Here is an 11,599-nt window from a genome sequence, read left to right on the forward strand (position 1 = left end):
AACTGGCAGCAGGGAGCAATGCCGAGATCGACCGCGATCTCGCCTACCTGACCGGCAACTGGGATATCCAGAACAACAGCTATTTCATCTCCTCCCACCGGCCCTACGTGGGAAAATTTCTGGTGAGAGGGCGCGAGCTCGTCCACGGAGAGGTGCGTCGCTATGTGGATCCAGTGTTCTGGAAGCAGGCCGAGTTCAACCACGCCACGGGCCGGGTGCTCGATGAGATAGCACGGCAAATATCCGGGATCGAGCCCCTCCGCCAACAGGTCCGGGAGGACACCACTAAGCAGATCCATACGACGATCGAGGAAATCCGTTCGCGCCTCAAAGAACGCCTCAAGGAACAGAATGGCGATATCCTGAACAAAATCTCGGAAACAGATGAACAGATCCGAACCGATGTCAAGGAGCTTGTCGAACAGGTGAAAGCCCAGATCGACGCGGAGGTTGAGGGGCAGATCCGTGCCGAGGTCACAGGATTTGTATCACAGGCGAAATCCGAGATCGCTCATGAGGTGAGGGACCAGCTCCAGATTGAAATCACTGGGCTAATCAAACAGGAGCGGGCTGAGATGGTCTTGGAAGTCGAAGATCAGGTGCATTCTGCAATATTCGCAATGGATACCGAAATCGAGAACCGAGCTTGGCTTGCGAAGGTTCTCGAGAGCAGAGCATTGCGGAGCACACCCGGGACGATCGAGGCCCCGACCCCTCCCTCCGCTGAGATCGGCCTGAATTACTTCGCCTTTGAGGACCGATTCCGCGGCTCCCGAGAAGATATCACGCAGCGGCAGAAAGAGTTCGTCCGCTATTTTGAGGGCTGCCACAACGTGCTTGATATCGGCTGTGGAAGGGGGGAATTCCTCGAACTGCTGCGGGATCAGGGGATCGGAGCCAGCGGCGTGGATATCGATGGGGCAATGGTGGAATTCTGCCGTTCCCGTGGGCTGGAGGTCGAACTTAACGACGCCGTCTCCTACCTCCAACAACTCGAGGACTCAAGCCTCGACGGGATCTTCATAGATCAGGTCGTCGAGCACCTTGAGCCAGGGTATCTTGTCCGACTTCTCGAACTCTGCTATAAAAAGATAAAATTTGGCTATTACATTGTTGCGGAGACGGTGAACCCCCTCTCTTTCTTTTCCTTTGCGAATTTCTACATTGACATGACTCATGTCAGACCGGTCCACCCTGAGACGCTGAAATTCCTGTTCGGGGCTGCAGGATTCAGGGAGATCGAGACCCAGTTTTCGGCACCTATACCTGATGAGGTGAGGCTCCGAAAGCTGCCTTCCGTGGAATCAAAGGACGACGAAGAGAAGACGTTTGTTGATTCGTATAACCACAATATTGAGTTACTAAATGGAATACTCTTTGGTGCACAGGATTATGTGGTGATTGGTAAGAAATGAAGTAACATTGGCGGGATTTGAGTATGAAAATAGCATTATGCGCTGTGCAAGTTCCTTTTATGAAGGGGGGGGCGGAATATCTTTGTGATAACTTATACAATGAGATGATTAAAAGAGATTTAGATATCGAATACATAAAAATCCCATATAAGTGGTCTCCTCCTCAGCAACTCATTAATAGCTCTCTCATCTGGAAACTTTTAGATCTCTCAGAGAGCAATGGAGTAAGAATTGATGGGGTGATCGCAACAAAATTCCCTTCTTATTTAATCAATCACCCAAACAAGGTGGTTTGGCTGATCCATCAGCATAGACAGGCATATGATCTGGCATATACAGAATATGATGAATTCTTAAATTATGATAAAAATGGCGAAATTGTGCGGAAACGTATCAAAAAAATTGACACCAAGCATCTGAAGGAAGCAAAAAAAGTATTCACTATCTCTCAAAATGTTTCGAATAGATTATTTAAATATAATGGTATTCGAGGCGAAGCGTTATATCCTCCGCCACCCTTTATCGGGAAATACCACTGTAAGGATTTCAGCAATTATATTCTATATCCCAGCAGGTTGGATCTTCTCAAGAGGCAATTTCTTGTTATTGAATCGATGCAATACGTAAAAAGCGATGTTAGACTTAAAATAGCGGGGTCTGGCCCGCAAATGGAAAATTACAAGAAATTGGCTAAAGATTTGAAAGTTGACAGCAAAATTGACTTTCTTGGTTATGTGAGTGAAAATAATCTGTTAGATCTCTACGCTAATGCCGGTTCCGTTATTTATACTCCTATCGATGAGGATTTGGGCTATGTAACTTTGGAGGCATTTCTCTCTAAAAAACCAGTAATTACCTGCAAAGATTCTGGAGAGCCTGTAGCATTTGTTGAGGATGGAATAAATGGACTTATCGCAGATCCGAAACCGGAGCACATAGCAGTTAAAATCGACCGCATTTTTCAAGATGGTCTTGCAAAACAGATGGGGATGAGAGGCTATCAAAAAGTAAAGAAACTGAATTTATCCTGGGATCACGTCATTAAAAATCTTCTGGGGTCAATTAGGTGAAAATCGCATATTTTACCCCTGTAAGTCCTCAAAAAACAGGTATCGCAGATTATTCCGAAAAAGAAGTAATTCCTTATTTATCACGGTATGTGGACATTGACATTTTCATTGATAAAAATGTCAGACCCAATAATGAATATTTAAAGGGAAAATTCAATTATTTTTCGTACACAGACTTTGAAAAATTGAAAAATGATTATGATGTCGCACTATACCAGATGGGAAATAATCGGCTTCATGAGTTTATTTACAATACTCTGTTAGATTATCCTGGAATTACAGTACTGCATGATATTTACCTTCATGGATTTTTCAGGAGTATTACACTGGCTAGTGGCTATAAGAAAAGGTACTTGGATGAATTCTACTATTGTTATGGGGAAACTGGTTTACAAACGGCAAAAAATGCAATTAAGTCTGATTTATTCCCCGAATTTGATTATCCCTTACTGAGAAGGATTCTTGATTATAGTGTTGGTGTGATCTGCCATAGCGAATTTGGGATACACAAAGTTTTAAAAGAAAAGCCTGATTCCATATGTACAAAAATTCAACAACCAATAACAATACTGCAAGAAATTGATAAAATAAACCTGTTAAATATTGAAAACATTCGGAAAGATCTATTCATTACGGATAAATATCCCGTTATTACAAGTTTTGGCTTCATTTCAGCGCATAAAAGGTATCCGGTCATTATTAGAACCTTTAAGGAATTTTTAAAATACTATCCTAATGCGGTTCTTTTCCTTGTCGGCGAGGATCTTATGGATATTCAAAAATTTGTTAATGAAATGGGGCTGAAAGATTCGGTAATCACCACAGGTTACGTGTCACACGATCGGATTCTCGAGTATCTGGCCATATCTGATTTTTGTATAAATTTAAGATATCCCACGGCAGGTGAAACGGGCAGAAGTGTATTGCAGATTATGGCGGCCGAAAAACCGGTGATTGTCTCAAATGTTGGTTGGTTTTCCGAACTACCGGGAGAATGCTGTATTAAAATCGACGTTGACTCTTTTGAAGAGGATGTATTGCTTGAAAGCATGAAAGTTCTTGCATACAACGAAGGATTGCGCGAGCAGATCGGAAAGAATGCACTTCAGTATGTAAGATGCGAACACGATCCAGAAAAAGTTGCTAGAAATTATTTTTCATTTATTCGCAGTACATTAAATGGAGATGAAATTTTACTTCATGCGGCATCTTGCGCTCTTGCTGATCTTGGGATTGAGGAAACGGATAGTCAAATAATCTCTTCTCTGGCTCTCAATCTAATTAGAATGTGAAGTCCTAATACTCAATTTTTCATTTGTTGTTTTTGTTATATCGGGTTTTGGTGAAAATAGTCAATTCACTCTGATTCAGTAAACATCATAATTGGTTGAGAAATGTTAAGTTAATTCATTATATTTTTTGTGATTTTGATGTGAATTGTTGAATTGAATTTTGTTATTTGAATATTCTGCAATGCAATACTGAGACATCTCGAATCTTTATTATTCAATTCCGGAATATCGCACGGACAATCGCAACCCTCTCGTACATACAGGCGGATGATATTTACTCCTTCGCACAATTTGATTTTTGAAGTCATATTTATATATCCTGTGTTAACGTTGCCTTTCGTTACGAGAACATCATTACAATATAATTCAATCGTTCGAGATTTGGAGAAACTATGTGCCCTGAAGGCTAATGTTGCATCTTGGCAATGATTATTCCATACCAGGAGTGTCGCGTTATTCGAGATCCAGCGGGATGAAATACCCTTCCAGTTTTCAATGCCATGAAATCCATCCAGATAGTTTAATTTTAATGGAGTTAAGGACTCATTCAATATAGGTAACAGCCAGATTTCATTATTTGATTGAACTTTCAGTAAATATAATGCGTAATTTTTATCAGAATAATTTGGACAAAAATCAGATACATTAATGGTAGAAAGGGTGTCATTTAGTAAGAACGGCTTTCCTTTATGGCCGATTTTTAAAAATATATTTTGATTAATTTTGCTTGATTGAACAATTAAATTTAAATTTTGAATTTCATTACTGGTGCGAATTAAGTATTCCGCAGATCCATTGCTTAGAAATCCCCCATCAATATATAGACTGTTATCGTCCATTCTAAGAATAAATAATCCAGGTAACTTATGGCCAATACCCCAGGATGGCAGATTATTCATCTGAGTATATTCTACTGGGAGAAATGCATAGGGCATTTTTGTTGTATGAACCCCAGGATGATATGATGTTTCGATTGGATTTGAAATAACTGGATTAAGGACTAATGCAGATGCAATAAGAAAAATTATGAATTTCCTCCAATCAACAAAACCGATGAGGAATAAAAATGCTGGATATATGTAAAAATATCGATTTCCAACGGCATGCGCACCTCCAAGGTAGTTATTGCCGATAATAATGATAAAAAACGCTACATTGAGAAAAATTCCGGTAAATACGATATATTTATATATATTATCTTTTATGTGGTCCAACAAATAACCCTTTTTTTGCGATTTAAGTTTTGATATTAATAATCCTGATAGCAAGGAAAAAAGTGCAAATATTGAAAAAGGGTAATACCAAACCATCCCTGTGAATTTTCCAAATATATAATATACGATATTATATGGAATTACTTTTAAATTTTCAAAATCCTGTATCAGAGCTGATGTGCGCCCATCGGTGACACTGAAACCAGGATAACCTGCTTCATTTATACTATCATAACCACGGTGATATGGGAATTTATCTAGGAAAAAAAGTCTATTCCCACCATAAAATGTAATTTCTCCGGTATTGATGAAAAATATTCCATAAAATACGATGATTGGGATCAGGAATAGTAGTAGCATCAAGATTATTTTCGTATTTTTACTTGTATACATCTCATAAAAAGCGATTGGAACGAATATTAAACAATTTGGGAGTTTTGCAACAGTTGCTATGCCAAAAATGAGAGATGCTAAAAAAAGAAATCGAAAATTTTTATTTTCCCGATATTCAAACCAGGAAAATAAGCCTGCTGTGATCAGAAACATGTTATAAATTTCAACATGTACCCAAAACAGATAAACAAAGGCGGTTGATATCAAGAAAAATGACGAGGAGATTCCCAAAGCAACAAGTTTACTGTTATTTTTTTTAAGATAGAGATAGCCCATTAGAATCATCAACCATAAAAGAAGCGCATTTAAAAGAAGAATTCCGCTATTATCGAAGATTATATAAAATGGTGCCGCCAAAAGAGCATAAGAATATTCTTTCCCATAAAAGTAACGACCTTCATCGGTTTTAATCATGAATAAGCCTGCTGGTAAGTCATCGATTTTTTTTTCAAGTGCTCTCTGCAGGTCTTCAGCTCGATATTCAATGTCATGATCTTCGGATATGCTTGTTATCTGGAGATAATATGTTGATGTGTCTCCCCATCGATGTACTGGAGAATTGAATGCAACACTTGCTAAAACGATGAGCAAAATCAGGAGAATCAAACCAGGGGCTCTATCTACCACATTATATTTTTCGAAACTCGATAAAAAATATTTAGTCATATTTACCTCGGTTAGTTACATTTTCTGACCCTAAATATTAAATTCTACTGAAATTTTTCAATTCCGTTAAAAGATAATAACTGGCTAATTAACGAAAGAATTTTTTTGATATTAGTTATTTGATTATTTTTATCAATAATCCCTCTGAATAGATATTAAATTATATTGATTGAAACCAAGAATGGAATGTTGGACCTCTTATATATTGCATAGAGATCGATAGTCGTATGAAAATAACAATCTTATACCTTCTCATACAACCACAATTTACCTGATCACACATGAACCGCAAGGCCCTCATTAAATCTATCACAATAATTGTTACATTCATTATCCTTACGGTCTTGCTCTCGCAGGTGAGGCTTGGCGATATCGTCAACACTCTTATTTCGATGGATCCGCTATTCTTGTTTGGCGGTTTTATTCTTTACATCGTGAGTTACGTATTACGGTCATACCGTTTTCACTTTTTATTAAACAGAGAGGTCAGCATCCGAGATCTTTTTCCGATAGTTTGTGTTCACAACATGGCAAATAATATCCTTCCAGCACGGACGGGAGAACTTTCATATGTTTATCTCTTGAAAAAGCAACACAATATGAGAGCTGGACAAGGAGTAGCAACGTTACTGGTTGCGAGGATTTTTGACTTATTAGCTGTCATTGTATTCTTCGTGTCCTCACTTTTACTAATTGATATGTTGCCTGATGAAATTATTAATACTGCACTAATCGCAGCTGTAATTTTTTTCACTTTAAGTATATCTGTAGTCTTTTTTTTCTATCTGCCTTGGAGGATTAAATCAACAGAAAAAGATCCCAGATACAAATCCCATTATCCTGAAAACCCTTTTCTCCTCAAGATTTCTGGAAAAATTAGTGAAATACTTAATTATATTCTTGAAATCAGGCAAGGAAATAAAAAGAATATCTTATACGTTGCGATTATATCAATCTTCATCTGGTTTTTTCTCTATTTGTTCTATTTCTTTAGTGCATGTGCGATGCATATTGATACTGGTTTCCTACCAACAATCTTCGCAGCAAGTTTTGTCGTTTTCACCATGATTCTGCCAATTCAGGGTATGGCAGGATTTGGTACTGTTGAAGGCGGATGGGCTTTTGGATTTATCCTTATCGGAATTTCTGAAATTACTGCAATCAGTTCAGCATTTGGTTTTCATGCCATTACGCTGTTATTTACTATCATAGCCGGTAGTTTTGGATATACAATTTTTATCATTAAAGAAAGGAAAATATGCGGATATGACAATTAAGACTTTAATAGTAATTTAAAAAATTTACACCATCCGTTTTCTAAGATATATATTTAAATTCTTACCAATTATGAGAATTTCTCGAATTTCCGCAAAATGATGAATTTTTATCCTCTTTTTATAGATTTAATAATTTAATAATTCATCCTATGATAATTACAATTTTGTAGTAGCGCTAATAACATTCAAGTCTTAATATTAAATAGATATCACTGTTTTAATGCGATATTGGAGATTTTTGGTAATTCTATCTTCAGAATTTACACATTTTTTTAAAAATATTGAAAAATTTAAAAGAATATTTCAAATTATATAATTTCCTTATGGAGATGTTAATTTCTATATAATATTTCAATGATCAATCAATTCTTTCCCAATATAAATATCAGGATTTTCCGCTTTTTTCTCTCTATAGGTTATCATTTCTCCCAACAATCCCAATGACACGAATTGAAGACCTAACACTATGAGCAGGACCGAGAGCAATAGGAGGGGGCGTTCGCTGAGCTCGACATTATAAAAGAATTTCAGGATGACTAGGTGTAAGCCTATAAGAAATCCGATACTTGTTGAGAGAAATCCGGGGAGACCAAAAACATGCAATGGTCTGGATAAATAACTTGTGAGGAATTTAACGCTGATGAGATCAAAGAAACCTTTGATAATCCTGTTTATGCCATATTTCGATCTCCCGTATTTCCTTGGGTGATGCTTAACCTGCACTTCACCGATTTTAAACCCATAATAATTGGCGAGTACGGGAGTATATCTGTGCATTTCGCCGTACAAATTGATTGATTCGATCACTTCCTTTCTATACGCTTTGAAACCGCAATTAAAATCATGGAGGTTCACACCGGTGAATAAGCAGGTCAACCTATTGAAAAGTTTTGATGGGAAGGTTTTCGTTGGTGGATCATTGCGGGGGTATTTCCATCCGGATACAAGTTCATATCCTTCATCGATTTTTTCAAGGAATTTTGGAATTTCAGCGGAATCATCCTGAAGATCTCCGTCCATTGTTACGATGACACATCCATTCACATTTTTAAAGGCGATATTCAGGGCGAGCGCTTTTCCAAAATTTTTCCGAAGTTTAATGACACTCACGCACTTGTCGTTTTTGTGGAGCTGGGAGAGTTTTAAAAATGTATCATCCGTTGAGCCGTCGTCAATAAAAAAGATTTCATGCGTTTTGTCGAGTTCTGCGAGGTCATCCTTCAGCTTTTGATAAAGCGGTAGAATATTTTCTTCTTCGTTGCATACAGGAATTACCACCGATATATACGGTTCCATATCATCTGACCTCAAAAGAGTGCTTATTAGTAGTACATTTGAACTCTCTCTTCTTATTTTCGATTTGCCGCCCTGAATATCTATTATGTACTGCGTATTCGGAAAATATCGCTTTGAAGGTTTCGTTTTTTCCTATGAAAGATATGTATGAGTGCGGTTCAGCACTAGAATATGCTTGTTTATAGTGATTTTTTGCAACAAATGATGATGTATTCCGTAGATCAGACATAAGACAGAGCTTCTCGAAAGATAAGTTTTGGGTGAGGTTAAATCCGTAATCATGCTATAGCAACGGTTCTTGTCAAATTTTCCCCGAACCACTGATGGAGTTCCCATACCATCCGGTATTTTGGATAATAGGTTCCCGTTGTCTCTGGAGCTGTCATGGTGAAGGTGAACGTGTACTGCTCTCCGGGTCCGACAGTCGTTCCCTGGGGTATCTTCACCCTTCCCGTTCCGAAGAGTGCTGCATCACCTGCTCCATCACCGACTGCCCCCAGCCTGATACGGTCAGTCTCAGACCAGGGTTTGGTTCCGGTATTCAGCATGGTCACCTGAACGCTGTACTGCTGTCCGGGGGTCATGGTTGTGGGAATGGTGTCGCCTACCACAGCAGCATCCGGTTCCTGGGATCCCCCGACCTGTACAGTCTTTTCTAACTTGTCCCCGAACCACTGTCTGAGTTCCCATACCATACGGTATTTTGGAGAATAGGTTCCCGGTGTTTCTGGTGCAGTCATGGTGAAGGTGAACGTGTACTGCTCTCCGGGCTCGACGGTTGCTCCCTGCGGTATTTTCACCCTTCCCGTCCCGAAGAGAGCTGCATCCCCCGCTCCGTCGCCGACCGCTCCCAGCCTGATACGGTCGGCCTCCGACCACGGTTTGGTGCCGGTATTCAGCATGGTCACCTGGACGCTATACTTCTGTCCGGGAGTCATGGTTGCAGGAATGGTGTTGGAGACCACTGCAGCGCCGGGAACCAGAGGTTGCTCGACCTGTATGGTCGTATTAACAATCTCCCCGAACCATGACGGCATCTCGCCGTCGCACAGCATCCTGTACTGTGATTTATAGGTTCCCGTTGTCTGGGGTGCGGTCATGGTGAAAGTGAAGGTATTCTGTTCTTCCGGTCCGACGGTGGTTCCCTGGGCGATTGCAACTCTTGTGGGCCCGAAGAGCGCCGCGTCACCTGTCCCGTCACCAACGGCTCCCAACCTGATGAGGTCGTCCTCAGACCACGGTTTTGTGCCGTTATTCAGCATGGTCACCTGAACGGTGTGCTGTTGTCCCGGGGTCATTGTTGCGGGAATGGTATCGGAGACGAACGAGGCGTCCGGTATTTGAGGTTCATCAACCTGTATCGTCGTAGTGACGATTTCCCCGAACCATGAAGGCGGCTCGCCGTCCCACAGCATCCTGTATTGTGGGTTGTAGGTCCCCGGCGCCTGGGGAGCGGTCATATTGATGGTGAAGGTGTACTGCTCGCTGGGGTTGACGGTAGTGCCCTGTGCGATACCCACTTTCATCGTTCCGAAGAGAGTGGCATCGCCTGTTTCATTTCCAACAGCGCCTAGCCTTATAAGCTCATCCTCGGACCATGTGGTGGTCCCGGTGTTTTGCATCGTCACCTGGACGTCGTACTGCTCTCCTGCCACCATGGTTTTGGGGATGGTGTCGGAGATGTAGGCCGCGTTCGGCCCCTGGACCTGTACGGTCTTGTCTACCGTCTCCCCGAACCACGAAGGCGGCTCCCCGTCGCAGACCAGCCGGTACCGGGGGTTGTAGGTTCCCGGCGTCTCGGGGGCCGTCAAATTGAAAGTGAAGGTATACTGCTCTCCGGGATTGACGGTGGTTTCCGGGGCGATTGTCGCTCTTGTCGTCCCGAACAGCGCTGCATCACCACCCCCGTCACCTGCTGCGCCCAGCCGTATGAATTCGGATTCAGACCACGGTTTTGTGCCATTATTCAACATAGTCACCTGGACGGTGTACTGCTCTCCTGCCGCCACTGTTTCGGGGATGGTGTCGGAGACATACGCTGCATCGGGGAGGATCGGAATTTCTTCATCGTCAGTAAACGCCTTCAAACAGACGTCCGTACCGCTATATACGGAATCGATCCGTGTCCAGCTCCCTCCGGTGGAGCTGACATAGCCTTTCCCCGAGGCCGTGGCACCGCTGGAATACTCGGCATAGGGGCGTTCGACGGCGATGGGGGTGCTGTCAGCCGAATCGAGCTGCACGACCACCGAAAAGGTGTCGCCTGCGTCCAGGCTGACGCTCTCTGCGAGGGAAACGGTATGGTATCCGGGCAGGTCGAGTGTCCCGGTGGTGTGGGCTTGGGCCGTATCGCCGGCAGCTTTGGGCAGCTGGGAGGGGTTGACGTAGACCCGGATATCGTAGTCTACATCGGTGGTGGTTGCATAGAAGCTGACGGCCTTGAGATCCTCGTCGGACTCAGCCGTGAACACATTCGCCATCCAGTTGCCTGATCCTGAACCATAGCCGACATCCATGACCCAGCCGAGGGGGTCGTACTGGTAGATGTGGTCATAGCTGGTGGTGGGCTCTGCAGTAAAATAACAGGTCTCCGGGCGTGATCCACCTGCGATGGCGAAATTCGCATCGTAGTAGGAGAGGTAGAAGTATCCGGTTCCGTTCCAGCCCACACCCGTGCCCCAGCTGTTCTTGCAGATGAATGCCCCGTCTCCCGGCGGGGTTACCGTGAAGTTGCTTGCGGGGAAGGTATCGTCCCATCCGACAATGCAGATGGCATGGCCGCCGCTGCTCTGGTAGGAGGGATTGTAGTAGGTCTCATACCCGTATCCGTTGGGCGAGCCGAAATAGCTCCAATCGACGGTAATTGCACCCTGCAGTCCTCCCTCCTCCTTGATTTTCTGCTTTATCAGGCCGTTGTCGGTCGCACTGCTCCGGGGGGGAAGGATCACCGCCTCCTGCAGGTGTTTCTGCACATCG

Annotated in this window: 7 protein-coding genes and 1 pseudogene; 4 read left to right on the plus strand and 4 right to left on the minus strand. The window is 42.4% G+C overall.

The annotated features are described in order from the left end of the window. From QCH34_RS01365 to QCH34_RS01375, 3 genes are all read left to right on the plus strand, one after another. Positions 1-1,415, plus strand: a 1,415-nt coding sequence (locus tag QCH34_RS01365) for a methionine biosynthesis protein MetW (RefSeq protein WP_300328848.1), incomplete at its 5' end; no start/stop codon positions are given. 23 nt (positions 1,416-1,438) lie between these two features. Further along, on the plus strand, positions 1,439-2,485 hold the full coding sequence (locus QCH34_RS01370) for a glycosyltransferase family 4 protein (RefSeq protein ID WP_300328851.1): 1,047 nt from the start codon (positions 1,439-1,441) through the stop codon (positions 2,483-2,485). Beyond that, the gene (locus QCH34_RS01375; RefSeq protein ID WP_300328854.1) at positions 2,482-3,777 is read left to right on the plus strand and encodes a glycosyltransferase family 4 protein; all 1,296 of its coding nucleotides are present in this window, start codon (positions 2,482-2,484) and stop codon (positions 3,775-3,777) included. Before QCH34_RS01370 ends, QCH34_RS01375 begins: the two co-directional genes overlap by 4 nt. Positions 3,778-3,887: 110 nt before the next feature. Here QCH34_RS01375 and QCH34_RS01380 read toward each other — a convergent pair whose 3' ends face one another. Next, the gene (locus QCH34_RS01380; RefSeq protein ID WP_300328857.1) at positions 3,888-6,011 is read right to left on the minus strand and encodes a hypothetical protein; all 2,124 of its coding nucleotides are present in this window, start codon (positions 6,009-6,011) and stop codon (positions 3,888-3,890) included. Between the two features lie 320 nt (positions 6,012-6,331). Between QCH34_RS01380 and QCH34_RS01385 the strand changes: the two genes are divergently transcribed. Then, entirely contained in the window at positions 6,332-7,327 is a 996-nt protein-coding gene (locus tag QCH34_RS01385; protein WP_300328860.1) for a lysylphosphatidylglycerol synthase transmembrane domain-containing protein, read from the plus strand. 351 nt (positions 7,328-7,678) lie between these two features. Here the strand turns inward: QCH34_RS01385 and QCH34_RS01390 are convergent, their stop codons facing one another. From QCH34_RS01390 to QCH34_RS13285, 3 genes and pseudogenes are all read right to left on the minus strand, one after another. Next, complete coding sequence (locus tag QCH34_RS01390; protein WP_300328864.1) at positions 7,679-8,623, minus strand: glycosyltransferase family 2 protein; 945 nt, start codon at positions 8,621-8,623, stop codon at positions 7,679-7,681. A 278-nt stretch (positions 8,624-8,901) separates the two neighbouring features. Beyond that, the gene (locus QCH34_RS01395) at positions 8,902-10,710 is read right to left on the minus strand and encodes an NBR1-Ig-like domain-containing protein (RefSeq protein WP_300328868.1); all 1,809 of its coding nucleotides are present in this window, start codon (positions 10,708-10,710) and stop codon (positions 8,902-8,904) included. A 45-nt stretch (positions 10,711-10,755) separates the two neighbouring features. Beyond that, positions 10,756-11,595: pseudogene (locus QCH34_RS13285) on the minus strand (lectin like domain-containing protein); the annotation flags it as partial. Positions 11,596-11,599 lie beyond the last annotated feature (4 nt).

This window comes from Methanocalculus sp., from assembly GCF_029762515.1.
GTDB lineage: Archaea > Halobacteriota > Methanomicrobia > Methanomicrobiales > Methanocorpusculaceae > Methanocalculus.